This window comes from Rheinheimera hassiensis (assembly GCF_022436675.1).
GTDB lineage: Bacteria > Pseudomonadota > Gammaproteobacteria > Enterobacterales > Alteromonadaceae > Alishewanella > Alishewanella hassiensis.
The window spans coordinates 40,946-66,191 of record NZ_JAKUJZ010000006.1; the positions used below are offsets into that span (position 1 = coordinate 40,946).

26 protein-coding genes are annotated in these 25,246 nt (G+C 47.9%); 12 read left to right on the forward strand and 14 right to left on the reverse strand.

Annotated elements, in window-relative coordinates:
- Positions 1 to 30 precede the first annotated feature (30 nt).
- Positions 31 to 561: an H-NS family histone-like protein gene (locus tag MJX74_RS13625; protein ID WP_240223372.1), complete on the reverse strand. Its 531-nt coding sequence runs from the start codon at positions 559 to 561 to the stop codon at positions 31 to 33.
- Between the two features lie 358 nt (positions 562 to 919).
- Positions 920 to 2,338 (reverse strand): mannose-1-phosphate guanylyltransferase/mannose-6-phosphate isomerase, encoded by a 1,419-nt coding sequence (locus tag MJX74_RS13630; protein ID WP_240223373.1) that lies wholly within the window; start codon positions 2,336 to 2,338, stop codon positions 920 to 922.
- A gap of 204 nt (positions 2,339 to 2,542) precedes the next feature.
- Between MJX74_RS13630 and can the strand changes: the two genes are divergently transcribed.
- On the forward strand, positions 2,543 to 3,199 hold the full coding sequence (gene can / locus MJX74_RS13635) for a carbonate dehydratase (RefSeq protein ID WP_068229795.1): 657 nt from the start codon (positions 2,543 to 2,545) through the stop codon (positions 3,197 to 3,199).
- Here the strand turns inward: can and MJX74_RS13640 are convergent, their stop codons facing one another.
- Positions 3,200 to 3,733, reverse strand: a complete 534-nt coding sequence (locus MJX74_RS13640) for a hypothetical protein (RefSeq protein ID WP_240223374.1) — start codon at positions 3,731 to 3,733, stop codon at positions 3,200 to 3,202. It abuts the gene before it with no gap.
- Positions 3,734 to 3,800: 67 nt separating this feature from the next.
- Positions 3,801 to 4,634 carry a formyltetrahydrofolate deformylase gene (gene purU / locus MJX74_RS13645; protein WP_240223375.1) on the reverse strand — a complete coding sequence of 278 codons (834 nt, stop codon included), beginning with the start codon at positions 4,632 to 4,634 and terminating at the stop codon, positions 3,801 to 3,803.
- Between the two features lie 131 nt (positions 4,635 to 4,765).
- Here purU and tsaA point away from each other — a divergent pair, with 131 nt between their 5' ends.
- The 3 genes from tsaA to MJX74_RS13660 all read left to right on the forward strand — a co-directional run bounded on the left by tsaA (position 4,766) and on the right by MJX74_RS13660 (position 8,325).
- The gene (tsaA, locus tag MJX74_RS13650) at positions 4,766 to 5,500 is read left to right on the forward strand and encodes a tRNA (N6-threonylcarbamoyladenosine(37)-N6)-methyltransferase TrmO (RefSeq protein ID WP_240223376.1); all 735 of its coding nucleotides are present in this window, start codon (positions 4,766 to 4,768) and stop codon (positions 5,498 to 5,500) included.
- Positions 5,469 to 6,536 carry a Kelch repeat-containing protein gene (locus MJX74_RS13655; RefSeq protein WP_240223377.1) on the forward strand — a complete coding sequence of 356 codons (1,068 nt, stop codon included), beginning with the start codon at positions 5,469 to 5,471 and terminating at the stop codon, positions 6,534 to 6,536. The genes tsaA and MJX74_RS13655 overlap by 32 nt, the downstream gene beginning before the upstream one ends.
- A 61-nt stretch (positions 6,537 to 6,597) precedes the next feature.
- Positions 6,598 to 8,325 (forward strand): proline--tRNA ligase, encoded by a 1,728-nt coding sequence (locus tag MJX74_RS13660; protein ID WP_240223378.1) that lies wholly within the window; start codon positions 6,598 to 6,600, stop codon positions 8,323 to 8,325.
- Positions 8,326 to 8,386: 61 nt separating this feature from the next.
- On the opposite strand, the gene MJX74_RS13665 is transcribed toward MJX74_RS13660, so the two are convergent.
- Positions 8,387 to 9,817 (reverse strand): sodium-dependent transporter, encoded by a 1,431-nt coding sequence (locus MJX74_RS13665; protein WP_240223379.1) that lies wholly within the window; start codon positions 9,815 to 9,817, stop codon positions 8,387 to 8,389.
- A 198-nt stretch (positions 9,818 to 10,015) separates the two neighbouring features.
- Here MJX74_RS13665 and MJX74_RS13670 point away from each other — a divergent pair, with 198 nt between their 5' ends.
- Positions 10,016 to 10,315 carry a YciI family protein gene (locus tag MJX74_RS13670; RefSeq protein ID WP_240223380.1) on the forward strand — a complete coding sequence of 100 codons (300 nt, stop codon included), beginning with the start codon at positions 10,016 to 10,018 and terminating at the stop codon, positions 10,313 to 10,315.
- A gap of 24 nt (positions 10,316 to 10,339) precedes the next feature.
- A complete protein-coding gene (gene galE, locus MJX74_RS13675; RefSeq protein ID WP_240223381.1) occupies positions 10,340 to 11,356 on the forward strand; it encodes a UDP-glucose 4-epimerase GalE in 1,017 nt (338 codons plus the stop codon).
- Here galE and MJX74_RS13680 read toward each other — a convergent pair.
- Positions 11,353 to 11,997: a response regulator gene (locus MJX74_RS13680; protein ID WP_240223382.1), complete on the reverse strand. Its 645-nt coding sequence runs from the start codon at positions 11,995 to 11,997 to the stop codon at positions 11,353 to 11,355. The two genes, galE and MJX74_RS13680, sit on opposite strands and share 4 nt — an antisense overlap.
- Positions 11,990 to 13,132 carry a sensor histidine kinase gene (locus tag MJX74_RS13685; protein ID WP_240223383.1) on the reverse strand — a complete coding sequence of 381 codons (1,143 nt, stop codon included), beginning with the start codon at positions 13,130 to 13,132 and terminating at the stop codon, positions 11,990 to 11,992. Before MJX74_RS13685 ends, MJX74_RS13680 begins: the two co-directional genes overlap by 8 nt.
- Before the next feature lie 129 nt (positions 13,133 to 13,261).
- On the opposite strand from MJX74_RS13685, the gene MJX74_RS13690 reads away from it, so the two are divergent.
- The 6 genes from MJX74_RS13690 (at position 13,262) to MJX74_RS13715 (ending at position 18,197) form a co-directional block, all read left to right on the forward strand.
- On the forward strand, positions 13,262 to 14,002 hold the full coding sequence (locus MJX74_RS13690; protein ID WP_240223384.1) for a DUF2306 domain-containing protein: 741 nt from the start codon (positions 13,262 to 13,264) through the stop codon (positions 14,000 to 14,002).
- 128 nt (positions 14,003 to 14,130) lie between these two features.
- Complete coding sequence (locus MJX74_RS13695) at positions 14,131 to 14,979, forward strand: type 2 periplasmic-binding domain-containing protein (RefSeq protein ID WP_240223385.1); 849 nt, start codon at positions 14,131 to 14,133, stop codon at positions 14,977 to 14,979.
- Positions 14,980 to 15,066: 87 nt separating this feature from the next.
- Complete coding sequence (locus MJX74_RS13700; protein ID WP_240223386.1) at positions 15,067 to 15,864, forward strand: SDR family oxidoreductase; 798 nt, start codon at positions 15,067 to 15,069, stop codon at positions 15,862 to 15,864.
- Between the two features lie 221 nt (positions 15,865 to 16,085).
- Positions 16,086 to 17,072, forward strand: a complete 987-nt coding sequence (locus MJX74_RS13705; protein WP_240223387.1) for a hypothetical protein — start codon at positions 16,086 to 16,088, stop codon at positions 17,070 to 17,072.
- A gap of 7 nt (positions 17,073 to 17,079) precedes the next feature.
- A complete protein-coding gene (locus MJX74_RS13710; protein WP_240223388.1) occupies positions 17,080 to 17,901 on the forward strand; it encodes a formylglycine-generating enzyme family protein in 822 nt (273 codons plus the stop codon).
- Complete coding sequence (locus tag MJX74_RS13715) at positions 17,901 to 18,197, forward strand: CpXC domain-containing protein (protein WP_240223389.1); 297 nt, start codon at positions 17,901 to 17,903, stop codon at positions 18,195 to 18,197. Before MJX74_RS13710 ends, MJX74_RS13715 begins: the two co-directional genes overlap by 1 nt.
- Before the next feature lie 58 nt (positions 18,198 to 18,255).
- Here MJX74_RS13715 and rluB read toward each other — a convergent pair whose 3' ends face one another.
- From rluB to MJX74_RS13750, 7 genes are all read right to left on the reverse strand, one after another.
- Positions 18,256 to 19,266, reverse strand: coding sequence for a 23S rRNA pseudouridine(2605) synthase RluB (gene rluB, locus MJX74_RS13720; RefSeq protein WP_240223390.1), 1,011 nt, complete (start codon positions 19,264 to 19,266; stop codon positions 18,256 to 18,258).
- The gene (gene scpB / locus MJX74_RS13725; protein ID WP_240223391.1) at positions 19,266 to 19,850 is read right to left on the reverse strand and encodes an SMC-Scp complex subunit ScpB; all 585 of its coding nucleotides are present in this window, start codon (positions 19,848 to 19,850) and stop codon (positions 19,266 to 19,268) included. Before scpB ends, rluB begins: the two co-directional genes overlap by 1 nt.
- The gene (locus MJX74_RS13730; RefSeq protein WP_240223392.1) at positions 19,850 to 20,674 is read right to left on the reverse strand and encodes a segregation and condensation protein A; all 825 of its coding nucleotides are present in this window, start codon (positions 20,672 to 20,674) and stop codon (positions 19,850 to 19,852) included. Before MJX74_RS13730 ends, scpB begins: the two co-directional genes overlap by 1 nt.
- Positions 20,675 to 20,697: 23 nt before the next feature.
- Positions 20,698 to 21,318, reverse strand: coding sequence for an L-threonylcarbamoyladenylate synthase (locus MJX74_RS13735; protein WP_240223393.1), 621 nt, complete (start codon positions 21,316 to 21,318; stop codon positions 20,698 to 20,700).
- A 29-nt stretch (positions 21,319 to 21,347) separates the two neighbouring features.
- On the reverse strand, positions 21,348 to 22,205 hold the full coding sequence (rnm, locus tag MJX74_RS13740) for an RNase RNM (RefSeq protein WP_240223394.1): 858 nt from the start codon (positions 22,203 to 22,205) through the stop codon (positions 21,348 to 21,350).
- A 125-nt stretch (positions 22,206 to 22,330) separates the two neighbouring features.
- A complete protein-coding gene (locus MJX74_RS13745) occupies positions 22,331 to 23,725 on the reverse strand; it encodes a glycoside hydrolase family 30 protein (protein ID WP_240223395.1) in 1,395 nt (464 codons plus the stop codon).
- A gap of 12 nt (positions 23,726 to 23,737) precedes the next feature.
- Positions 23,738 to 25,237: a tryptophan halogenase family protein gene (locus MJX74_RS13750; protein ID WP_240223396.1), complete on the reverse strand. Its 1,500-nt coding sequence runs from the start codon at positions 25,235 to 25,237 to the stop codon at positions 23,738 to 23,740.
- Between the last annotated feature and the right edge of the window lie 9 nt (positions 25,238 to 25,246).

The window sequence follows — 25,246 nt, forward strand, 5'->3', positions numbered from 1 at the left end:
AATCCGGGCTTTATGCTTTAAAACGCTTGATTATTTTTTGGTAAGAATTTCTTCAGCATTAGCTGCTGCCCATTCATTCCACGCATCTACTTTAGCATTAAAATTTTCTACCGCTTGCGCTGTTGCATCAGCAATTAAACCATCAATTTGCTTAGCGTATTTCTTATCAACGTTAGTTACAGGAACTACGTCGATACCGCGCTCCTGCAGGCCTTTCTTCATGGTATGAGTACGCAACAGCTGTAGCTGGCCGTTCTCAACATAAAAATACTGGCTGTCTTTATTGATAGTTTTGAACTTAGGTTTGGTAGGACGCTTATCCGCTTTAGCCGGACTATCCTGCGTATCTGTGCTGATTAAATCATTATTTAATTTGTAGCCCAGTTGCTCCATCGTAAAGCCCTGAGCTTTAGCGAACTGTTCTAATTGAGTGATTAGCTCAACTTCTACCTGACGCTCAGCTAACACTGCATTCAGAGTTTCAATAACGTCGGTCAGTTTAACCAGTGTCAGTTCTTTTGCTGCTTTCTTTAGTTCACGTTTATCTAATAAAATTGACATTGCCATCTCCTTTAATAATTTATCGCCAAAGGATAAGCAATTTATCTAATAAAATAAAGATATAAAAAACACTTAAACAACAAAAACAATATCATTCATTCAGCTTCAGTTAAGATTAAATCAATATTGTCCAATTTTTGTTCCATTAACAGGGTTTGTTGCTTTGATTATACATTCAATTTAAGCATATTTTCTATATTTTCTATATTTTCGCTATGAAGATTAAACTTGCTCGCCGTAATTCCAGTGCCTGAGGTGTTGCTAAAGGGAAGGTATAGCAGCACTTAACTGACAACAGTGCTGCTATATTTGGCCATTGCTAAAGCGAATATGCCGAATCAGCTAATAACGTATAGCCTCAGCTGCGGCCATATTTATCTTCAAACCGCACAATATCATCTTCCCCCAGATAACTGCCTGACTGCACTTCAATCAGCTCTAACGGAATTTTGCCGGGATTTTCCAATGAATGAATCACACCTACCGGGATATAGGTTGATTCATTCTCAGTCACCAGAAACTCGTTATCACCATTGCGTACTAACGCAGAGCCACTGACAACTACCCAGTGTTCTGCACGATGATGATGCATTTGTACTGACAGTTTAGCGCCGGGTTTTACCGTAATATGTTTAACCTGATAACGTGTGCCATTATCTACCGAATCATATTTGCCCCATGGCCTGAATACTTCCCGGTGCAGATCCACTTCAGTGCGGCCATAACTTTGCAATTTTGCTACGATGTTTTTCACACCCTGAATATGTGTTTTACTGGCCACCAGAACTGCATCTTTAGTTTCAACCACCACGACGTCATCCAGGCCAATAACAGCCACCAGCCGCTCTTCAGCATTAACATAGCTGTTTTGGCATTGTTCCAGCAGTACATCGCCACGACACGCATTACCCTGCTCATCTTTGGCCATCACCTCCCACAGCGCATCCCAGCTGCCAACGTCACTCCAGCCGGCATCAAGTGCGACCATAGCGGTATTGGCTGACTTTTCCATCACGGCATAGTCAACAGAGTCAGACGGGCTGGCACAGAATGCCGCTTTATCAAGCCGGATAAAATCTAAATCTCTGGCCGCATTTACCAGTGCTTGCTCAGCGGCACTGATAATAGCCGGAGCATATTGCTTTAATTCAGCAAGAAAGCTGCTGGCTTTAAACAAAAACATACCGCTGTTCCAGAAGTACTCGCCAGAGTCGACAAACTGCCTGGCGGTGGCTAAATCCGGCTTTTCACAGAACTTAGCCACCGCAGCTACGTCGGCTGGTAGGCTACTGTCAGCAATATCGGCACGGCGAATATAGCCATAACCGGTATGGGCACTGGTCGGCACTATGCCAAAAGTAACCAGTTTGCCTTGCCTGGCGACCGGTGCTGCCAGTTCCACCGCGCGGTGAAATGCTGGAATATCTTTAATAGCATGGTCGGCAGCCAGCACCAGCAGCAGCGGATCGTCGCCATCTGCTATAGCCTGCATAGCGGCAACCGCTATTGCCGGAGCCGTATTGCGCCCTACCGGCTCCAGCATGATTGTTGGCGTGGTCGCGCTTAGTTCGCGCAGCTGCTCTGCTACCATAAAGCGGTGATCTTCGTTGCAGATCACCATGGGTGCTTGTAAACCCGCCAGGCCTTTTAGCCGCAAAATCGTATTTTGCAGCATACTTTTATCATTTAGCAGTGGCAGAAATTGTTTTGGCTTTTTTGCCCGCGATAAGGGCCACAACCTTGTGCCTGAACCACCTGACAGTATTACGGGGATCATTTTTGCTTCCTTTTGTTGAACTTAACGTTATAAAACAACCTTTGCCACAGTATAGCGAGATTGCTTTCATTTCGTCAGCCGCTGGCATTAACTTAATCTGCATGGTAAATTTTCGTGCAATACCGTTTCATTTCAGCTGGTCGGTGCTCTAAAAGCAGGTAAGATCGGCTATCTTGTCGCGATTTTTCTGATCAGGGTAGGTTTATGCCAGATTTTAAACAGCTGTTTGTCAATAATAGAAATTGGGCAGACCGGATTGAAAAAGAACAACCGGGATTTTTTAAACAGTTATCCGAGCAACAAGCACCGGAATATCTGTGGATTGGTTGCTCTGACAGCCGCGTACCAGCCAATGAAATTGTAGGCCTGTTACCAGGCGAGTTATTTGTGCACCGCAATGTGGCTAATCTGGTACTGCATTCTGATATGAATTGCTTATCAGTGCTGCAATACGCTATTGATATTCTTAAAGTAAAACACATTTTAGTCGTTGGCCATTATGGTTGCGGTGGTGTTAAAGCTGCGATGACCAAGCAACGGGTTGGCTTTGTCGATAACTGGCTGCGTAACGTTAAAGATGTTTACTCTATGCACCGCGACGAGCTGGAGCAAGTTGCCGACGACAGTGAGCGGCTAAACCGGCTGATTGAGCTAAACGTGATGGAACAGGTACGTAACCTGTGCCACACCAGCTTTGTTCAGGAGGCCTGGGAGCGAGGCCAGCCATTAACTATTCATGGCTGGGTATATAGCTTGCGCAATGGCCGGGTAAAAGATTTACGTGTCAGCCACTCCTGCGCCGATAAAATTGACGATATTTATACACTGGATCTGGCCGACTGCCATATCAGCGAAAAATAGCTATTTAAAAATAATTTGTTGCTGCGCCACTGGCTTATAGGTGGCGCGGTGGCCCTCTACCCAACTGCCATTTTGCAGATAGTTTGATTTCACATCCAAAGTACCGTCAGGCATTATCCGGCTGAATGATTTTACCTCCGTAATGCCATTCTGGTTATTTTGCATTTTTTCCTGCGCAATAATTTCTCCTACCTGTGCATCAAAAGTCATGGTGCCATGAGTATAAAAACCGGCAGTGGTGAAGTAGTAATACGCCAGGCTTTGCTGATTTTCATCCCAGAAAATAAAAGATTCGCCGCCATATTGGCCATCATTAATGGAATGCACCGTTTTTATTGCCTGGCCATTTAGCGCCCTGCTCCACAATGAACGGTCAATTACCTTGGCATCCGCTCCTGGCTGGCTTAAATCGCCTTGCCAGTGCTGGTTGAGGTATGGCCTTAATGGCTCAAGCTTTGGATGAAGCGCGGCCTGTTCAGCCGCACACAATGCAGAAACACACAGTAACAGCATACTTAAAAAGATACGGCGCATATTGTATTACTCAAAGATGACTGTCAGCCAAGTATCAGAGAAAAGGCTGCCAATGTAAAACCGCAGTTTATAGGATCACGGTTTTGTTGCCATGCACAAACACTCTGTCTTCCACCACCAGCTGTAATGCTTTACTCAGTGCTGCTTTTTCTACATCACGCCCGGCCCGTGCCATATCAACAGCACTGAAGTTATGATCCACCGGCGCAACTATTTGCTGAATAATCGGGCCTTCATCTAAGTGATCATTTACAAAGTGTGCCGTAGCACCAATAATTTTCACACCGCGCTCAAACGCCTGTTGGTAAGGGTTAGCGCCAATAAACGCCGGTAAAAAACTGTGGTGAATATTAATAATCCTCTCAGGAAACTGCGCCACAAATGCCGGCGTTAAAATACGCATAAACTTAGCAAGCACTAAGTATTCCGGCTGGTAGGGTTTTATTACTTCCAGTAAAGCTGCTTCATGCTCGGTGCGGCTTAAACCTTTATGGCAAATATGATGGTAAGGTAAATCAAAACGGGCAGCCAGTTGCTCCAACTCAGGGTAATTTCCCACTACAGCAGCAATATCCAGTGCCAGCGAGCCATCAAATACCTTGATTAAAATATCACCCAGGCAATGCGCTTCTTTTGTTACCAGCACCACCACCCGCTTGGCACGCTGGCTAACCAGGCTGCGCTCTGAGCCCTGAGGTAAGGCCCGGTCTAAATCGAACAACAAGGTAGCGTCGTTAAATACGCCTTCGAGTTCAGTGCGCATATAAAACCGGCCGCTTACGGGATCAACATACTCGGTATTGCGGATAATATTCAGCTGGTGTTTGTAGCAAATATTGGTGATCTGCGCGATAAGGCCTTTGGAGTCGGGGCATTCCGTTAATAAAATTTTGCGTTCCATATCTCACATCTGTTGTTTTTTATTCCTGCTGTTGTTTTACCGCATCTTGACCTACAGCGTCAAAGACATTTAGACGTCTTCTAGTTAACTTGTTGTTTCGACAAAAAACCGCATAATACCCGCAGTCGCTTTTGATCAGTAAAGCTTTGGAGTGTATGGCGTCTTATCAGTTTAATGTGGTGGGTTATATTCAATCACCCTACAAGCAAAAATTTGCTATTCCGCGTCAGCCGGGATTGATACCGGAAGCCAGCGGCTACCTGGTATTGGAAAGCGATTACAGCGATGACGCCATTTTGCGCGGTATCGACAGCTTTAGCCATTTATGGCTGCTGTTTGTGTTTCATGAAACAGCCGATAAAGGCTGGTCACCGATGGTTCGTCCGCCACGCCTGGGTGGTAATACCCGTAAAGGCGTGTTTGCTACCCGTGCTACTTTCAGGCCCAACCCGATAGGGTTATCCGTAGTAAAGCTCGAAGGCGTTGAGCGCAAAAACGGTAAACTGATGCTGAAACTAAGCGGTATAGACCTGCTTGACGGCACCCCGGTGGTGGATATTAAACCCTATTTGCCATACTCCGACGCATTGCCTGACGCAGCAGGCGGTTTTGCCGATGCAGCTCCAGAAACAGCCATGACGGTTAGTTTTAGTGAAGCCGCCAGCATATTTTGCCAAAAGCAAAGCCAATACCCTGATTTACAAGTATTTATAGATAAAGTGTTAAAGCAAGACCCCAGACCGTCTTATAAAAAGCAGCGCGACGGTGAACAAAGTTATGGTATGACACTGTATAACTACAATATTAAATGGACCGTGAACGGAGAACATAACCATGTTACTGAAATCCATCAGCTACTTGAGTAGTGTGGCAGCTGCAGCAACCTGTGTTGCCGTATCCGCAACACCCCTGCCCGATTTACCCGAACCGGTAAGCAATAACGCCGTTGCCAGCACCTCTGTGCGCGGTAAAACCTATATTGCCAGCTTTATGGGGCTGGGCCCCGGCAAACAGCATAGCGACATTCACAATAAAGTGTGGATGCACACTGTAGGTGAATTTAACTGGCAAAGCCTGCCTGCGGTGCCCAGCACACAAAAAGTAAATGGTCGTATTGCCGCCAGTGCAGTGGCGCTAAACAGTAACTTTTTTGTTTTCGGTGGCTTTAGCGTAAATGCTGATGGTAGCGAAAGAACAGCTGTAGACAGTTACCGTATTGACCCGATCACCAAGCGCTACACCAAGCTAAACGACATGCCGGTGCCGGTAGATGATGCTGTAGCCCTGACGTACCAAAACCGTTATATCTATCTGATAAGCGGCTGGAGCGATCATGGCAGTGTCAATTTGGTGCAGGTATTTGATAATTTTACCCAGCGCTGGTCGCAAGCGACACCGTTTCCGGGCAAACCAGTATTTGGTTTAGCAGCCGCTATGGCAGACAACCAGATGTTGGTATGTGATGGGGTAACATTAGAATACTACGCCGATAAAAAACGTGAGTATAAAAGCGAACCGGCTTGCTATTTAGGCACTGTAGGCAGTAATGCTAACCAGATCGACTGGCGGGTTATTGAACATCCAACCGGCACCGCACGGTATCGCATGGCGGGCATTAATATCAAAGTGGATGGTAAAGATATGCTGGTGTTTATCGGCGGCAGCACGAACCCATACAATTACAATGGCGTTGGCTATAACGGCACAGCCTCAGAGCCCGATAGTAAGGTGTGGGTATTTTCTCCCGGGGAAAAACGCTGGCTAACAGCAGCAAATACTACGCCGGTAATGGATTTAAGAAGCCTGATAGAGATAGATGGCGAGGTATACTCTGTCGGTGGTATGACAAGCGACCAACAGGTTAGCGGCAAGCTGATTAAGCACCCGATAAAACTCCAATAGAATTGCCTCTGCCGCCTTGCTAGAATGGCGGCAATTTTTTCAGCTCCCATACGGAATTATGATGCGCAGCAGTCAGTACTTACTATCCACCATCAAAGAAACCCCGGCCGATGCCGAAGTGATTAGCCACAAGTTAATGTTGCGTGCCGGCATGATCCGCCGTGTTGCATCGGGCATGTATACCTACTTACCCACCGGCGTGCGGGTGCTGCGTAAAGTAGAACAAATTGTGCGTGAAGAGATGAACAAAGCCGGCGCGATTGAAGTGCTGATGCCGATGGTGCAACCGGCAGAGCTGTGGCAGGAATCTGGCCGCTGGGACAAAATGGATGCCGAGCTGCTGCGCTTTAAGGACCGCCACACCCGCGATTTTGTGCTGGGGCCAACGCATGAAGAAGTAATTACTGATCTGGTACGGCGCGAAATTACCAGCTATAAACAGTTGCCACTGAGCCTGTATCAAATTCAGACTAAATTCCGTGACGAGCGCCGGCCACGCTTTGGTGTGATGCGCGCGCGCGAGTTTTTAATGAAAGACGCTTACTCTTTTCATTTAAGCCAGGACAGCCTGCAGCAAACCTACAATGCAATGTATCAGGCTTATTGTAATATTTTCAGCCGCTTAGGGTTAGACTTCCGGCCGGTACTGGCCGACACCGGTGCTATCGGCGGCAGTATGTCTCATGAATTCCATGTGCTGGCAGCATCGGGTGAAGACGCTATCGCGTTTTCAGATGAAAGCGATTATGCCGCCAATATCGAAATGGCCGAAGCTTTAGCACCACAGGGCGAGCGTGCAGCTGCTACGCAGGCTTTAGCAGAAGTGGCTACGCCTAATGCCAAAACCGTAGCTGATGTCGCAGCCTTGTTACACCAGGATATGGCGCTGGTAAGCAAAACCCTGATTGTGTACGCCGCTAAAGCCGATGACAAAGCGCCACAAACACTGGTAGCACTGGTACTGCGTGGTGATCACGAGCTAAACGAAATTAAAGCCGAAAAACTGCCGCAGGTACAAAGCCCGCTGGTATTTGCCAGCGAAGAAGAAATCCTTACTGCTATTGGTGCTGGCCCTGGCTCACTGGGCCCGGTTAGCATGCCCATTCCGGTTATTGTTGATCGCAGCGCCGCTCACCTGAGCGATTTTATCTGCGGTGCCAATAAAGACGGCTATCACTTAACCGGCGTAAACTGGGAGCGTGATATTAAAGATTACAGCGTGGCAGATTTACGCAATATCGTTGAAGGTGACGCCAGCCCGTGCGGTAAAGGCAAACTGGTTATAAAACGCGGTATTGAAGTCGGCCATATCTTCCAGTTGGGCGATCGTTACTCACAGGCGTTAAAAGCCGGAGTGCTTAATGAAGATGGCAAACACCAGATCATGACTATGGGCTGCTATGGTGTGGGTGTGTCGCGTATTATCGCCGCTGCTATTGAGCAAAATAACGATGAATACGGCATTATCTGGCCCGATGCGATAGCGCCGTTTCAAATTGCCTTAATACCAATGAATATGCATAAATCAGTGCGGATTGAAGAGGCCACAGTACGTTTATACAACGAGCTGACGGCAGCAGGCTTTGAAGTGCTATTCGACGACCGTAAAGAGCGGCCAGGTGTCATGTTCGCAGATATGGAGCTAATGGGTATTCCGCATAGCATCGTCGTTGGTGAGCGTAACCTCGACAACCAGCAGGTGGAGTACAAAAACCGCCGCAGCGGTGAGAAAGAAATGCTCGACATTTCTGTCGTAGTTGAAGCCATGGCACATAAACTGGCAAAATAAACGTTGGTGTAAAAACAGAAAAGGCAGCGAGTTCGCTGCCTTTTTCATATCTGCTGCCAGATTAGAACAACAGGTTCTTGCCGAAGAAAATCGTCGATACCGTATTGACAAAAATCACCGACAGGATCAGCGGGATAAAGGTACCCAGCGAGAAGTTAACGTATTTTTGCAGCAAAGAGCCTGCAAAGGTGCTGTTGCCCTGACTGATTTCCGCGTCCAGATTATGTTTCTTCCAGCGATAGATCACGAACAAACACAACAGCAAGCCGTTAAGTGGCAGTATGGTTTCGTAGAAGATGTCATACACCACGTCAAAGAATGATTTTACTAACGGCTTTCCTTCGGCGTCTAAGCCATAGCTGGTTAGACTGGTAAAAATGTCTACCCGGCCAAATGATAAAGCACTGATCACAGCCAGTATTATCATGGCTCCACCTAGAGTGTATAAAGCTGTGCGCCGGCTTACGCCTTTTTGGTCCATTAAACTACATACCGGCACTTCGATAATAGACACCAGCGAGGTTAGCGCCGCAAAAAACACCAGCAGGAAAAAGAAACCGGCAACAAAACTGGCACCAAAATAGCCAATATCCGCCTGCATGGCTAAGAAGATTTTTGGCAGGAAAGTGAAAATCATACTGATGCTGGACTCAGACAAGGTGCTCAGCTGTATATCCGGATTAAACGAGAATACCGCCGGCAGTATCAGCAAGCCAGAGCAACAGGCTACCAGTACCGACAAGCCTGCCACCATTTTACCGGCGTGCACAATATTGTTGTTTTTCTGAATGTAAGAGCCATAGGTAATTAAGATACCCATTGCCAGCGACAGCGAGAAAAAGGCCTGGGCCAGGGCACCGTTTAATACCTTGCCGGTCAGTTTATCAAACTCGGGAATAAGGAAAAACCTTACGCCGAGCATAGCGTTATCCAACGTCATCACATAAATAACCAACGCAATAAGCATAATAAACAGCATTGGCATTAATACCCGTGCGGCTTTTTCAATACCCTGCTTGACCCCGCCTTGCAGGATAAAAAAAGTTAAGCCAATTACCACGGCCATATAGACAAACAGTTCGTTGCTGTTAATAAAAGCACCAAAACTGTCTGGCCCGGCAAGTTGGTTTAACTGCCCCATCACCGACTTGCCCAGATAACCGAATATCCATACTGTGATCACCAGATAAAACACACCAATCATAAAAGGCGTGATCACCGACATCCAGCCAACCGTGCGCCATGCACGGTTTTGGCCAATTTCAGTATAAGCACCCAGCGGATTTTGTCGCGTATGACGGCCTAAGCTCATCTCGGCCAGCATCACCGGTAAACAGATAAAAAATACAAAAAAGGCATACATGATTAAAAAGGCGGCACCGCCATTTTTACTGGCCATCACCGGAAAGGCGACCAGATTACCAATACCTACGGCTGAACCGGCTGCTGCCAGCACAAAGCCCAGGCTTGAGCTGAATTGTTCACGTTTCATTGCTACGCGGACTCCCTGAATTTTTCTTATTAGAATACCGGGGCTTTGCCCGGTTATTGTTATAGCGCTCTGCATGCTAACAGGCTGTTGCAGCAAATCCTAGCCTGTACTGCTCCGATGCGTTCAATGTCGTTGGAACAACGTTCAGGATCTGCTAAGGTGCGCCAGTTAAAATCAGCGCTGCAGAAGGACTTTTCCATGTTTTATATGATTTACTCTGAAGATGTTGCCAGCAGTTTAGATAAGCGTTTGGCTACCCGCCCGGCACACCTGGCACGTTTAGAACAGCTAAAAGCTGAAGGCCGCCTGTTATTAGCCGGGCCTTTACCTGCGATTGACAGCCTGGATCCTGGCAGTGCAGGCTTTAGCGGTTCATTAGTGGTAGCAGAATTTACCTCTTTAACCGAGGCGCAAAGCTGGGCTGATGCCGATCCTTATCTGGCTGCGGGCGTTTACGCCCGGTCAACGGTTAAACCTTTTAAGAAAGTTCTGCCTTAAGGCCAACATTACAAGGAGACTGGCATGAGCCATATTTTACTAACCGGTGGTGCTGGCTATATTGGCAGCCATACCGCGCTGGAACTGCTGAACGCTGGTTATAATGTGTTGAGCTTTGACAACTTCAGCAATAGCTCAGACGCGGCTTTACACCGGGTAGAGCAGCTTAGCGGCAAAAGTATTATCAGTATTACCGGTGATATCCGTGATGAGCAGGCACTGCGCCAGCTGTTTACCGACTACAATATCAGCGCTGTAATACACTTTGCCGGATTAAAAGCGGTGGGTGAATCTACCCAAATACCGCTGCATTATTACGACAACAATGTTGCCGGCACTGTGACCTTGTGCCGCGTAATGCGCGATTTTGCAGTGAAAAAACTGGTGTTTAGTTCATCTGCTACTGTATACGGCGATGCTAAACAAGTGCCCATCCCGGAAACAGCACCGCGCTCAGCCACCAACCCTTATGGCCAGAGTAAGCTGATGATCGAACATATTCTGGAAGATTTAGTCCGCGCTGAACCCGACTGGGGCATTACCCTGCTGCGTTACTTTAACCCGGTGGGAGCGCACGACAGCGGCCGTATCGGTGAAGACCCTAACGGTATTCCAAATAACCTGATGCCGTTTATCTCCCAGGTCGCCGTGGGTAAACGCGACAAACTCAGTGTATTTGGTGATGACTATTCAACCCATGACGGCACCGGCGTGCGTGATTATATTCATGTAGTTGATTTGGCCCGTGGCCATGTTAAAGCGCTGCAGTATCTTGAACAGCACAATGGTATTGAAGCCATAAACCTCGGTACCGGCACAGGTTACAGTGTGCTGGATATGGTAAAAGCGTTTAGCCAGGTCAACAACGTAGCAGTGCCATACCAAATAGCGCCGCGCCGCGCCGGCGACATAGCAGTATGCTACGCCGAGCCAACTAAAGCCAAAATGCTGCTGGGTTGGCAGGCAGAAAAAACACTGGATGATATGGTCGGTGACAGCTGGCGCTGGCAGTCGGCTAACCCTAATGGCTATAAAGGCTAGCTGATTAGCCCCAGCTCCAGTGCCAGCAATACGGCCCGGGTGCGATCCCGCACCCCTAGCTTGGCAAGAATGGCTGAGCACTGATTTTTTACTGTACCTTCTGATTTATAAAGTGCGGCGGCAATTTCTTTATTGCTGTAGCCCGCCGCCATTAATTGCAAAATCTCTAACTCTTTATCACTTAGTGGTTCCAGTTGCACAGGCATAGTGAAGCTGGTTTTATTGCCACGCACGCTGCCCAACAGGCGCTCAGTAATATTGGGCGCAAACCAGCTACCGCCAGCCGCTAAAGTGGCTATAGCCTGCACTAAGGTGTCCAGCGATACATCTTTTAATAAAAAGCCACGAGCGCCCAGTGCAATACTTTTTAATACCAGCTCGTGTTCATCAAAAGTGGTGAGAATTAACACCGGGATGCAGATACCCGCCTGCTGTAATGCTGCCAGCGTTTGCACCCCATTCATCACCGGCATTGATAAATCCAGCAAAACGACATGGGGTTGTAGCGTTATACAGGCATTCACTACACCAGAGCCATCTGCGCACTCACCCACAACCGCTACTTTGCCCGATAACGCCAGCAGGCTGGTTATGCCATCGCGGATCAACTTCTGATCATCCACCAGCAACACTTTATGCATTTTCACTCTCAATATAAGGCAGCGTTATAGTAAGCTGAATGGCCTGCTGCTGTTTACCCAGTTGCAGGTGCCCGTCACACTCGGCCAGCCGCTCTTGCATACCTTTAATGCCATTGCCCGGCTGCCAGTGTGGCGCCAAACTGCCGTTATCATAAATAACCAGCTGTAACTGTTGCTGTTTTACACTGGCAATAAGATGGATCTGGCTGGCACCGCTATGCTTCAGGCTGTTACTGATAGCTTCTTGTACCATGCACAGTAAATGCTGTGCCTGATGTAAATCATTGAGCGTAATGTCGGGTGGGATCTGCAGCTTTACTTCAAGCCGCTCTGGCAACAGAGCAAGCAACGGTGTTATTGCATCCAGCAAGGTGACACCGGCATACTGGCGCATGGTGCTTACCGCCTCTCTTACGTCTGAAAGCAATAGTTTTGCCAGTTGATGGCATTTATCCACCTGTATCTTAGCTTCGCCCTCTGTGATATGGCTGGCTACCTGCAGCTGGATAGTTAGCGCAGTTAAATGGTGCCCTACCACATCGTGCAAGTTACGGGCAATACGGGTGCGCTCACTCTGGCGAGAAGCCGCCTGTAATAATTGTTGGGTCGCCAGCAATTGCTGATGCTTTTGTTCCAGCTCTTCTTTGGCCGCTTCAGCATCGCGGGTGCTGCTTTGCACTAACAAGGCAAACAGATGGAAACTGCCGTACAGCAAGGCAGTGATCCACACAGTATTGCCACTTTGCCAGGCAACGATAATAAACCAGCTCGCCACAACGATTATCACAATCAGCATAGCCTGCACGGTACGCATCACAAAAGGCAGCATCGCCGCCCAGATCACGGTCAGAATCGGCAAAAATTCAAAATACCGCCCAGGTAACAGCCACAGCAGTGCAAATGCCAATAGTAGCTGTAGTGTCAATAGTGGCGGGCCAAAACGGCCACGTAGGCCAAAGTCAGACTGTTCACGCGTAAGCACTATAAACAAGCCGCCGTAAATCAGAAACAACAAATGAATCAGCCACTGGCTTTGGCCGGGCTGAACCCTTTGCAAAATAAAAATACTGATGCCATACACCATTAGCCAGGTCAGGACACCCGCAAGCGCGGCAAAATCAAATTTTGTTTTCATAGCGTCATTATGCGCAGCTTCAAACCAACTGCAATAGGCCAAAAGTCATATTAAAAAGTCCTGACTTTTGGCACCTGTGCCGGGGTTGCTGCAGCGTTATGCTGCATCAACCAACCAAGGAGGATGACCATGTCACTTATTCATACCACACTGCTGTATCTGCATATTGCGCTGGGTGCCGTTGCCTTGCTGCTATACTGGCTGCCGGTTATCGCCCGTAAAGGCAGTAAGCTGCATATTAACGCTGGCAAAGTGTTTTATTATCTTATGCTTATTGTTTCCGGCTCAGGCATAGTAATGAGTCTGATGGGTTTATACGACCCTGTCAGCATTTACACTGCCGGCAAGCAAATGACCGCTGCGCAAATTGAACGCATGTTGGTATGGCGTATTCCGCTATCGCAGTTTTTACTGCTGCTAAGCTTACTTACCTGGGTTACCGTGCGCCATGCTATTGGCGTGCTGCATGCCAAAAACGATCGCAGTATGCTACGCCGCTGGTTTTATCAAGGCCCTGTGTTGATATTGTTCCCGACAGCATTATATGTGGCGTATCAGGGCATAACAGTGGGCATGCCGCTATTGATTATCTTTGCTGTAGTCAGCCTGGTTACCGCCAGCACCATCAGCCTTTATGTCTATAAAAAAGAAATAAAACCGCGCGCCTGGATTATTGAACACTTTAGTAGCATGGTAGGTAGCGGCATTGCTGTTTACACCGCGTTTTTTGCTGCGGGTGGCCGCCGTATGCTGTCACACTGGCTACCCGAACAATGGCAACTGGTTAGCTGGCTGGCGGCACCGGTTATTGGGGTAACCGTCATGATTCTTATGACTGGTTATTACAAACAACGATACAAGGCTTCGTAATTACTGACGATAAAATTGTCAATTTAGATAAGAGTAAGCTTCCCTTAATTTAATACATTAACTATGTTTATTACAGTTAGAAAACATACAAGGCCTGCACTTTGCGTGCAATGTTTGCAATCAGATGTATGAACTACCTGCTGATGTCAGCATTTTTCTTTACATCACCAGTGCAGGCAAGAACAGTAATTTATGCACTACCCTATGACAATAGAGATGTGACACAAGACTATCACGTACTATTGTTAAAAAAGGCGCTGAGTTATTCCACAACCCCTTACACCCTGCAGCCAGCAACAGAAACCATGGCGCAAAGCCGGGTATTGCGTGAAATAAGCCAGCAAACTGGCATCGTAGATTTGTTCTGGAGCATGACCAGCGCAGAGCGCGAAAAATTATTAATGCCTATTCGGGTGCCACTAAATAGAGGTCTGTTAGGTTGGCGCCTGTTACTGGTAAACGAAGATGCACCATTTTTATCAACACAACGTAATAAGCGAAACACCCTGTTTGTGCAAGGCCATGACTGGCCGGACAGTCAGATTTTAAAAGCAAATGGCTATAAAGTTCATACCACTAATGACTATAAAGCCATGTTTACCATGGTTGAAAAGGGCCGTGTCAATGCACTGCCCCGCTCAGTCATCGAGATTACGGAAGAGCACAAAAATATCGCAGCCAAGCTCTTCATTGCGTCGGATTTAATGCTGTATTACCCCGTTGCAGAATATTTTTTTGTCGCCAATGACGATACAAAATTAGCGGCAGCGCTAGAACACGGTTTGACAGAAATGTACAAAGATGGCAGCTTCATTGAGTTATTTGAACAGCAATATGGTGCCATTCTTAGCCAATTGGCTCAGCAAAAACGTAAAGTGATAAAATTAAACAACCCACTTTTGCCCACCGCGACACCGCTGGATAAGTCGGAATACTGGCAGCTCTTACCCAAACATTTCGAGCCAACCATCTGGTAGCTCCGCATTGCCATTAAGCACTTTCAGCTTTACAACACAGCATTTATTTCTTAATGTCGGACAGAATTAAAAACCGGGCACATTCGTATGCTGGCTGTTAAAAATAAGGTAATTTGGATAACTGGTGCATCCGGAGGCATTGGCGAGGCGCTAGCCCGGGAGTTGGCAGCAGACGGCGCCAGGCTAGTGTTAAGTGCCAGACGCCAGAATGAGTTGGAGCGAGTAGGCGCCAGCTTACCCAATGCCACACAGCACCTGCTACTGCCGTTGGATATTACCGATAGTGCTGCCGTTACGTTAGCCCTTCACACCATTAAGCAACAGATTGGAGGCCTCGACTGGTTAATTAATAACGCCGGTATCAGCCAGCGTGCACTTATTACCGACACCACAATCGAGACTGAGCGTAAGCTGTTTGAAGTCGATTATTTTGCCCAGATTAATTTAACCCGCGCCGCCTTACCACTGTTGCTGGCCGATGGCGGTGGCAAGGTGGTGTTTGTCTCGTCTGTCGCAGGTTTAGTTGGCACCCAGTATCGCGGTAGTTACTCCGCGGCTAAAGCGGCACTGCATTTATGGGCCAATAGCCTGCGCGCCGAAATGTTCGGGCAAGGCTTAAGTGTGGCCACTATCTTCCCAGGCTTTGTTAAAACCGATGTATCGCGCAATGCCCTAACCGGCGATGGCAGTGCTCTTGGCCAGATGGATGACGCCCAGGCCAATGCCATGAGCGCAGAAGCCTTTGCCGAAAAAGCAGTAAAAGCGCTGCTAAAAGGTAAAAACTATATTGTGATAGGCGGCCTAAAAGAGCGCTTAGCTGCGCTGGTGTCCAGGCTATCGCCGGAGCTGCTGTATAAAATGATACGTAAAAGCAAGGTGCGATAACCAGAAAGGTGAGCAGAATATCGATATCAGACATTATCCAGCCTTGTTTTAGTAAGTGCCTTCAAGTGCAACCAGTGCAACACTTAACCGGGTAACTCAACCGGTTTTTATTACCTGCATAAGTCAGTAGATATTCACCACCATCAATATTAACAATTAATTAATTTACAGTTATCAGCTAACACCGTAAAATGCGCCAATTTATTTCAAAAGGAATTTATATGGCTCTTGCAGCATTACGGTTCGCTGGCAACTACCAAGAACAGAAAGTTAAACAGCTTTTCCCCGATACTAAGTTAGAAAAAATGTACGCGCAGTTAGATAGCGATCCTGAATTCTATGGCGCTGGTGTAACGTTTATCGGTTATAACTCTGAGCTGTCAAACTACGTGATTACCGGCATTGAGCGTGAATCACTGTTTTTTGCCAGAGTACTGCGCAATAGTTGTAGGGCCGATGGCAAAACCATTTATATTCGGGAAATAAAACTACCTAAGCACCAATCGGCTGAAAAGGCGCTACAGACTGCAAAATCAAGCATTGGCTCTGAATTAAAAGGTGCTGGCGTTAGCTGCGCCGGCGCCGCAATAGGCTGGGTTTTACTTGTTGTTGAGGCTGGTGGTGGCACAGTGACAGTAGGTGCCGCTTGGGCGGCAATGCCGTTAACACTAACGGCTACTGCTGCCGCAACATTCCAATGTGGTACTGGCATCGGTCGCTCTTATAATGCAGTCTCCGGTAATGCCCACTATAACGACTATCTGGATGAGTCGCCGTTATTTAATGCATTGATTATAGCAACCGACATTTTGCAACTAGGCGATGTAACCAAAACATTGGGTAACCAGGCCATACTGGCGGCTGCTTTGCGCAAAAAAGGTATCGGCAAGGCTGGAATACTTAAAATGTATAAAAGCCTTTCCAGATCTGATCGCAAACGTTTAGCGGAAGAAATATTAAAACTGGAGTTTCGCCAGTTAGATAAATCCAAAAAGGCACTTAAAGCAGTCATGTTACACGGCAAACTGCTGGATGACGGTACTAAAGCAACTAAAGTTTTTTCGCAAAAGCAGGTGCAGGCCCTGCTTGGTACTAAGTTTCTGGAGTTAGTTGGCGCCAGCGTTACCACTTACGGCAGTGGCACCAGCCTGGCAGGTAAAGCCGAGAGTGCCCGTAGTTTTGTTATTGGTTACAGCGTTAATGAATAGGAAGAATATGTCTTTGCTGAAAAACGTATTAGCAGTATTCACTGTGTCAGTGTTGATTATTTCATGTGGTAAAAACGCCCCTTATACCGCTGATTTTTTTTCCGATAAGCTCAGCGATGACAGTGAAGGGCCGCAGTTAAGCATTATTCCTGCAGGGGAAGGCATTGCCGGCGAAGAATATACCGCGTCTTACGGCTACTTCGGCCCGCAGCGCAGCATAAAAAATAACACGGCTTTTGCCATAACCCGTGCCGAAGTTACTTTTGCTCAGTACGATAAGTTTGCTAACGCCACCAATCGAACTCTACCGGACGATAGAGGATGGGGCCGGGGTGATATGCCGGTGATTAATGTCAGTTGGATGGACGCTACGGCCTACGCTAAATGGTTAACGGAACAAACTAACCAGTATTACCGCTTACCGTCAGAAACCGAGTGGGAATATGCTGCCAGAGCTGGCACAAAAACAGTGTATTGGTGGGGCGAAAAGTACATTCAGAACAAAGAACACTGTGACCGTGATATTGGTGATTGTACAGCCGGCACCGAAGCAGCACAACCATGGATATCCGGCCGCTACAACGCAAACCCTTATGGTCTGTATGACGTGTCATCTAACGTGGCAGAGTGGGTACTGGATTGTGATGATGAGAAAACCCGGTCAAATGACACAACGCCGGTAAAAACCGGTGATTGTGAATACCGGATTACGAAAGGTGGAAGTTATTCAGACAAAGCTCATTTAACACGCTTATCCAATCGCACAAGTGTTGGTATCGACAGTAAATACCCATCTATCGGCTTCAGGTTGGTTAGGGAGATGCATTAATGAAAACACAGCAGTGCCCTGCCTGCGGACACAAAATAAATCTAAAGCAGGCTGCAGAAGCTAAAAAACTGAACGGTATTTTTATGCTGCAATGCGCTAACTGCAAACAGTGGAGCCATGAAAATCGCAAGGCAGCCATAGTAAAAAACGTTGGTTTAATACTAATGTTAACCGGCTCAGTGATGGGCTATTTTCAGCTTGGCGGGATTATCATCGGTCCAATTTTTGCCTTTACCGGAGGCTTAATTGCACTGGCAACCCAGCTTGCTGTTCCAAGAAAACTGCACACCCCCTAGAGACCAGAATATGCGTTAAAACAACAAAGGCACTTTACGCGCCTTTGTTGTGTCTCAGTTAACCTCTGCCTTCGCGGCTGGGCTTTTTACCGTTGGGCTGGCGTTGTGGTTTGCCCTTTGGTGTTGCCGGGCCTCTGCGCCCTGCTGGCTTGGCACCATCCGGCTTGGCAGGCCTTGCCTCGCTTGGCTTGCGCTCTTTAGGTGCACGCTCCGGCGTTTTGGCGGCAATATCGTGTTTACGCACCGCGCGTTTCATGCTGGCCATACGGCGACGGCGCTCGTCGCGGTCTTCCGGTTTAACCAGTGTTGCCAACTCCGGCGCCAAGCTAACTAACTTGCGCAGGTAGTTAACATCTTCCAGCGGATATTCGGCATAGCCACCAGCAGGTAAGTGTTTTGGCAGTAGTAAATCGCCATAACGTACCCGAATAAGGCGGCTGACTACCGCGCCTTGCGATTCCCACATCCGGCGTACTTCACGGTTACGGCCTTCAGTTAATACCACATGGAACCAGCGGTTAATACCTTCGCCCGGCAACGCTTTGATTTTTTTGAAGTTAGCTTTGCCGTCTTCCAACTCAACGCCGGTGCGCAAACGCTGGATCATCGCATCGTTCACATCGCCAAACACCCGTACCGCGTATTCACGCTCTACTTCAAACTTGGGGTGCATCAGGCGGTTGGCCAGTTCACCGTCGGTGGTAAACAGCAATAAACCTGAGGTATTAATATCGAGGCGGCCAATGGCTATCCAGCGCGCGCCTTTAATATTCGGCAGACGCGAAAATACCGTGGGTCGGCCTTCCGGATCGGTGCGCGAACAAATTTCGCCTTCCGGCTTGTGGTATGCCAGTACGCGGCATATTTGCTCGGCTTCGCTGGCAATTTGTACCGGATGGCCATCTACCCGCACTTGTTGAGTGGGGCTGATGCGATCGCCTAACGTTGCCGGTTTACCATCTACGGTAACCCTGCCACCGCTTATCCACTCTTCCATTTCGCGGCGTGAGCCTACGCCGGCGCGGGCCAATACTTTTTGTAGCTTTTCACTTGCGATTTTTTCACTCATTAGTGCAATTCTCCTGTCGTCACGACGGTGTCAGCCAGATCCAGGCTAATGGCCTGAAATTCCGGCAAAGGGGGTAATTGGTTTAAATGCTTTAAACCAAAGTAATCTAAAAACTCTTTTGTAGTGGCGTATAACCCCGGCCGGCCGGGCACTTCTTTATGGCCAACCACCTTAACCCAGTTGCGATCAAGTAAGGTGCGCATAATCTGGCTGCTTACCGACACACCACGGATATCTTCAATCTCTCCACGGGTTATCGGTTGACGATAGGCTATCAGCGCCAGGGTTTCCAGCACGGCACGCGAATAACGCGGCGAGCGTTCCGGCCAAAGTCTGGCTAAATAGTCACTCAGCTCCGGTTTGGTAATAAAGCGATAGCCTGATGCAGTTTCACTTAAGGTAATACCGCGCCCGGCATAATCCTGCACCAACCGCGCTAAGGTATCAGCTAAACGCTTTTTGCTGACATTAAAGCCATCCAACACCGTGCTTTGTAAATCGTCGTTACTCAGTGGCTTGTCGGCGGCAAAAATCGCCGCTTCAACCAACTGCATTAACTGCACGTCATTAATTTTGCCAGCCATTATGCCTCACCTGTTTTAAGTTTGACATGAATTTGGCCGTACGCTTCTACCTGAATAATGTCTACCAGCTTTTCTTTGGTCAGCTCCAGCATGGCTAAAAAGGTAACCACAACCCCTTCGCGGCCTTCTGCTACATCAAAACAGCTGGAAAACGCCAGATAGCCGTTATGTTGGCTAAGCAAATCCAGAATACGGCTCATCCTTTCACGGGTAGATAAATGCTCGCGTTTAATATGATGATGCTGAAAGTCTTTCGCCCGTTTTACGATGTCTTTTAACGCCAGAGTAAGCTCGGCTAAATCGACATCCGGTAAAATCAGCAGTGGCGCAAAGTTATCTGCCAACACCGCGTTGGCAGTAAAATGATCACGCTCATCGCGTGGCAGGCTGTCCAGCTCTGTCGCGGCCTGTTTAAATACTTCGTATTCCTGCAAGCGGCGGATAAGCTCGGCGCGCGGATCGGCTTCTTCGTCTTCTACTTCACTGTGCCGCGGCAACAATAAGCGTGATTTAATCTCTGCCAGCATCGCTGCCATCACTAAATATTCCGCCGCCAGTTCAAAATTCATGCCCTGCATCAGGTCTATGTATTCCATATACTGCAGGGTAATTTCGTTTACCGGTAAATCGACAATATCAAACTTATGCTTGCGGATTAAATACAGCAGAAAATCCAGCGGGCCTTCAAAGGCATCAAGCAGAATTTCCAGCGCGTCTGGCGGAATATATAAATCTTCCGGGCGCTCCAGCACAGCTTCACCGCGAACAAATGCCAGCGGCAACGGCTGTTGGATGGTTAAGCTATCTGGCAGCTGGTCTGTCAAGCTGGCGTTCTCTGGCAACGGTTCTAGCGAAAGGGTGCCGGGTCGCCACGGCCTTCACGCAGTATCACCGGTTCATCATCCGATAAATCTATTACCGTGGTTGGCGCTTCACCAATCACACCGCCGTGCATAATCAGGTCGACCTGTTTCTCCAGCCTGGCGCGCATTTCTTCCGGATCGCTTTCAGCAAATTCTTCGCCGGGTAGAATCAAACTGGTGCTAAGTAACGGCTCGCCTAATTCTTCCAGCAGTGCCTGGGCAATTTTGTTTTCCGGAATACGCAGGCCTATAGTTTTCTTTTTCTCGTTCAGCAAACGCTTGGGCACTTCTTTAGTGCCGCGTAAAATAAAAGTGTAAGCACCGGGCGTATTGTTTTTAATTAAGCGAAAGGCGCTGTTTTCTACTTTGGCATACACCGATAATTCAGATAAATCACGGCATAACAGCGTAAAGTTATGATCAACATTTACCTGCCGGATTTGTAAAATACGTTCCATAGCGTTTTTGTCACCCACGTGGCAACCCAGCGCATAGCCGCTGTCAGTGGGATAAATAACCACGCCGCCCTGGCGGATAATTTGCACCGCTTGTTTAAGTAAACGCAACTGCGGTGTTTCCGGGTGAATATGAAAAAATTGACTCATTGTTATTCTTCTTACAGTAAATTATTAGGTTAGCCAGGCTGCACAGTTGCGGCTGTCAGTGGCCAGTTAGCCCACACCGGTATTACATCGTCGGTTAAATATAGATTTTTTCCAATGTCATTCCAAGTTGTAACCTGATGAAAGTCAGAACCGACTGACGCCGTTAAGCCGTGTAGTTGGCACAGTGCCCACAGCTCACGTTTTTGTACCGGCGTTTGCTGTGGCGAAATCACCTCTATCGCATCACCACCGGCAGCGGCAAACTGTTCGGCCAGCCGTTTTACCCACTTTGTCGTTAGCTTATATTTCAACGGATGCGCCAACACAGCCACACCACCGGCATCGTGGATCCATTGGATGGCCTCTGCCATCTCTACCCAGTTATTCGGCACATAGCCAATTTTGCCGCGGCCTAAGTACTTTTTAAACACGCCATCCATCGAACTGGCTTTACCAATACTGACCAGATGGCGGGCAAAATGGGTGCGGGTTAACGCCGCACCGTTAGCCAGCTCAAGCACTGCCGGCAATACATCAGGAATTTGGCTTTTCTCTAAACGCCGCGCCATTTCTTCTGCGCGCACTAACCTTGCTTGCTGCTGCGTGCCTAAGCGCTGCAAAAATTGCGGGCAATCCGGGTTAATGTTTAAACCAACAACATGAATTTCCAGTTGCTGCCAGGATGTCGAAATTTCCACACCGTTTATCAGTTGCAGCGGCAGTTGCAGCTCAGTAATGGCGTGTTGTGCCGCAGCTAAACCGGCTACCGTGTCATGATCGGTAATGGCCAGCGCATCCACGCCCTTCTCCACCGCGCGCGCTACCAATTCGGCAGGCGATAATACACCGTCAGAGCACAGGGTATGGCTGTGTAAATCAATTTTCATAAGAGGGTCTGCCTGACTATATAGCTGTCATTGTGCCATATAAATGCCCTCTGCGACCAGAAAGACTCTGGCTGCCCCCTTCAGCTTTTACCATCAAAGCTAAAACTAAAGGGATTTATATCAACTCAAAGCACCAGACTTAATACAGTGCGGGCAGGCAACTGCACAGAATAAGGTTGTAACGAGCCTTTTAATTGCAGGTTAAAGCCTTTAGCTTCTGTGCTCAGGTTTTGCACTATCAACGCATAGCGGCCGTCAGGACGCAAATAAGCCAGATGGCGAATATCCTGCGTTGATACTGAATCAATGCGGATTGAACCAGGCGGCACGATTTTACTGGCGTGAGCAATAATGTAATAGGCCACATTGCGTTTCACCTTCTGACCATCAATGGTCAAAGCCCCCAAACACAAACTGCAGCCGCCTTGGGTATGAGGCTGTAACTTCGCATCTGAACTCAGATTCCATTGCAGTACATTACGGGCCCAATGCAGTGGAGCACCAATAATTAAATGCTCGATATGCCACATTAATGAATCGCCAAAGTCTGAATTCGCGCCAACCCATTGCTCAGTAAAATAAATATTTTTATCCGGATGCGCTTGTTTCAGCTTGTCCAGCTCTGTAATAGAACCGTTGTACAAATGAAAAGCCGAGCCATCGATATAGGCTTTCGCCTCTTTGTCGTTCAATACAGTAATGGGGTACTCGACATGATCAGCATTGTGATCATAAATAATAATTTTTGTATCAAGCCCGGCCTTTCGGAACGCGGGCCCCAGATGGTTTTTAATAAAATTGGCTTGATCCCAGGCATGCATCAATAAGCTTGGGTTATTACCCGGATGCAGAGGTTCGTTTTGTACTGTAATGGCGTCCAGCTTAATACCCTGCCGCTGCATCGCCTGAATGTATTTGACAAAATACAAAGCATAACTGCCGAAATGCTGCTCCAGCAGCTCGCCACCTATAGTGGACTTGTTACTTTTCATCCAGGCAGGAGGCGACCAGGGGCTGCCGAGCAGTTTAATCTGTGGATTAATCGCCAGTATTTGTTTCAACACCGGAATAAGGTATTTCTCGTCAGGTTTCAGCGAAAACTGCTTGAGTTCAGGATCCTGCTGGCCTTCAGCTAAATCGTGGTAACTAAAAGGTTCAGGGTCCAGATCTGAAGCCCCAATACTGAGGCGTAAATAACTGACCGCCAGCCCTTCTACACTAAATAACTCCTGCAACAATTGTTTGCGCCGCTTTGCAGTTAAACCCATCAGATGCATGGCACTGCCACCCGTCAGGGTGTAACCAAAGCCGTCCATCTGCTGAAATTGCTGCTCTGTATTAAGCTGCAACACTGGTAGTTTGTGATCCAAAGGCTGTTGCCATAAAGCGGTTTCAGTGCTGAGCAACTGCTTCTGATCGGCACTGGATAAGTAGCTTTCCGGTGTTGCTACGGCAGCTAAAGGCAAAATAAGTGCCCAGGCCAGAGCAATCAACTCCAGCTGTGTTTTAAACAATTTCATAAAAAACCTCTGTTAATGCGCGGCAAACCGGGCAATAAAATCTGTATGTGTTGGCATGTTTTCCACGCAAGCGCTAATAACATGGGCTGTGGACGCAGCAAAATCTGTGATTTGAGCCAGGTTTTTATTGTCCACCATGGCGTCATAATGCTGTGGCATCAGGCGCTGACCTAACAGCACCTGCACCCAGCTGTCTTCACGAAACAACTCATCAGCCACTCTATGCACCCGACCATAGGCCTGAAAAATATCCAGCTTTTGCTGCAGTGAATCAGGCACAACCATATGTTTTAAATAACGCCAGTAGTCGCTGTCGTCCCGCTGCGTCACTTTGTAATGCGCGATAATAAAATCGCGGATTTGTGCCATTTCCTCTGCGGCCAGCAGGTTGTAGTGATCGGTATTGGCCTGTGCAAAACTGCGATCCGGAAACAAATTAACCAGACGGGTGATGGCAGTTTGCACCAGATGTAAACTGGTCGACTCCAGCGGCTCCAAAAAGCCACTGGACAAGCCAATAGCCACACAATTACCAACCCACATCTGTTTGCGTTTGCCTGTGGTAAAGCGGATAAGCCGTGGTTCAGCGCTATGTTGCTGCTCAAGCGTCTCAAGCAATCGTTGTTGCGCCAGATCATCACTGACATAAGCCGAACTGAACACCAAGCCATTGCCGGTGCGATGCTGCAGCGGAATACGCCATTGCCAGCCAAACTCATGAGCTGTAGAGCGGGTATAAGGCGGCAGTTCAGCAAGCCTTGCAGAAGGTGCCGTCCATGCGCTGTCATTCGGTAACCAATGGCTCCAGTCGTCATAGCCCACGCCCATAGCCTGGCCAATTAATAAAGCCCGGATACCAGAGCAATCGATAAACAAATCGCCAGCAACTTGCCTGCCGTCCTCCAGCAACAGATGGCGGATATGACCACTGATCGCATCCCGATCTACATGTTTGATTAGGCCTTCGTGTCGTATCACGCCCCGCTGTTCACTTAAAGTGCGCAGATAGCGGGCATACAAACTGGCGTCAAAATGATAAGCGTAAGCAATTTCACTGACGGGTGATTTCGGTTTAGTGGGGTCGGCTGGCATAAACTTATGCTGCATCGCCATCTGACTGGCGATACAGTACTGCTCAAAAGGCAAAGCCAAACCTTCTTGCTTTAACTTTAACCAGTACTGATAAAAACTCAGCCATTCCCACTGTCGGCCTAAAGCGCCAAAGGCATGAAAATAACTGTCTCCTTTTTGGCCCCAGTGAACAAACTCAATGCCTAATTTAAAGGTTGCACCTGTAGCACGAACAAACTCCTGCTCATCAATGCCACATAAATGGTTGTATAACTTAATGGCAGGAATAGTGGCTTCTCCTACTCCTACAGTGCCAATCTGTTCAGATTCAACCAATTCAATCCTGTAACGCTGTCCCGTCAGTTTCGCCAGCAAAGCCGCGCTCATCCAACCGGATGAGCCGCCTCCGACGATCACAATGGTCTGAATAACTTCTGGCATTGTGCCGTC

Bases quoted from the DNA above. Each gene is read 5' to 3' on its own strand.
- MJX74_RS13695 (WP_240223385.1), top strand. From the start codon at position 14,131: ATGAACTACCTGCTGATGTCAGCATTTTTCTTTACATCACCAGTGCAG.
- rnm (WP_240223394.1), bottom strand. From the start codon at position 22,205: ATGAAAATTGATTTACACAGCCATACCCTGTGCTCTGACGGTGTATTA.
- MJX74_RS13655 (WP_240223377.1), top strand. From the start codon at position 5,469: ATGTTACTGAAATCCATCAGCTACTTGAGTAGTGTGGCAGCTGCAGCA.
- galE (WP_240223381.1), top strand. From the start codon at position 10,340: ATGAGCCATATTTTACTAACCGGTGGTGCTGGCTATATTGGCAGCCAT.
- MJX74_RS13630 (WP_240223373.1), bottom strand. From the start codon at position 2,338: ATGATCCCCGTAATACTGTCAGGTGGTTCAGGCACAAGGTTGTGGCCC.
- rluB (WP_240223390.1), bottom strand. From the start codon at position 19,266: ATGAGTGAAAAAATCGCAAGTGAAAAGCTACAAAAAGTATTGGCCCGC.
- MJX74_RS13710 (WP_240223388.1), top strand. From the start codon at position 17,080: ATGTCTTTGCTGAAAAACGTATTAGCAGTATTCACTGTGTCAGTGTTG.
- MJX74_RS13640 (WP_240223374.1), bottom strand. From the start codon at position 3,733: ATGCGCCGTATCTTTTTAAGTATGCTGTTACTGTGTGTTTCTGCATTG.
- MJX74_RS13735 (WP_240223393.1), bottom strand. From the start codon at position 21,318: ATGAGTCAATTTTTTCATATTCACCCGGAAACACCGCAGTTGCGTTTA.
- MJX74_RS13750 (WP_240223396.1), bottom strand. From the start codon at position 25,237: ATGCCAGAAGTTATTCAGACCATTGTGATCGTCGGAGGCGGCTCATCC.
- MJX74_RS13660 (WP_240223378.1), top strand. From the start codon at position 6,598: ATGCGCAGCAGTCAGTACTTACTATCCACCATCAAAGAAACCCCGGCC.
- MJX74_RS13705 (WP_240223387.1), top strand. From the start codon at position 16,086: ATGGCTCTTGCAGCATTACGGTTCGCTGGCAACTACCAAGAACAGAAA.
- MJX74_RS13745 (WP_240223395.1), bottom strand. From the start codon at position 23,725: ATGAAATTGTTTAAAACACAGCTGGAGTTGATTGCTCTGGCCTGGGCA.
- scpB (WP_240223391.1), bottom strand. From the start codon at position 19,850: ATGGCTGGCAAAATTAATGACGTGCAGTTAATGCAGTTGGTTGAAGCG.
- MJX74_RS13665 (WP_240223379.1), bottom strand. From the start codon at position 9,817: ATGAAACGTGAACAATTCAGCTCAAGCCTGGGCTTTGTGCTGGCAGCA.
- MJX74_RS13670 (WP_240223380.1), top strand. From the start codon at position 10,016: ATGTTTTATATGATTTACTCTGAAGATGTTGCCAGCAGTTTAGATAAG.
- MJX74_RS13700 (WP_240223386.1), top strand. From the start codon at position 15,067: ATGCTGGCTGTTAAAAATAAGGTAATTTGGATAACTGGTGCATCCGGA.
- MJX74_RS13715 (WP_240223389.1), top strand. From the start codon at position 17,901: ATGAAAACACAGCAGTGCCCTGCCTGCGGACACAAAATAAATCTAAAG.
- MJX74_RS13680 (WP_240223382.1), bottom strand. From the start codon at position 11,997: ATGCATAAAGTGTTGCTGGTGGATGATCAGAAGTTGATCCGCGATGGC.
- MJX74_RS13685 (WP_240223383.1), bottom strand. From the start codon at position 13,132: ATGAAAACAAAATTTGATTTTGCCGCGCTTGCGGGTGTCCTGACCTGG.
- MJX74_RS13690 (WP_240223384.1), top strand. From the start codon at position 13,262: ATGTCACTTATTCATACCACACTGCTGTATCTGCATATTGCGCTGGGT.
- MJX74_RS13625 (WP_240223372.1), bottom strand. From the start codon at position 561: ATGTCAATTTTATTAGATAAACGTGAACTAAAGAAAGCAGCAAAAGAA.
- can (WP_068229795.1), top strand. From the start codon at position 2,543: ATGCCAGATTTTAAACAGCTGTTTGTCAATAATAGAAATTGGGCAGAC.
- purU (WP_240223375.1), bottom strand. From the start codon at position 4,634: ATGGAACGCAAAATTTTATTAACGGAATGCCCCGACTCCAAAGGCCTT.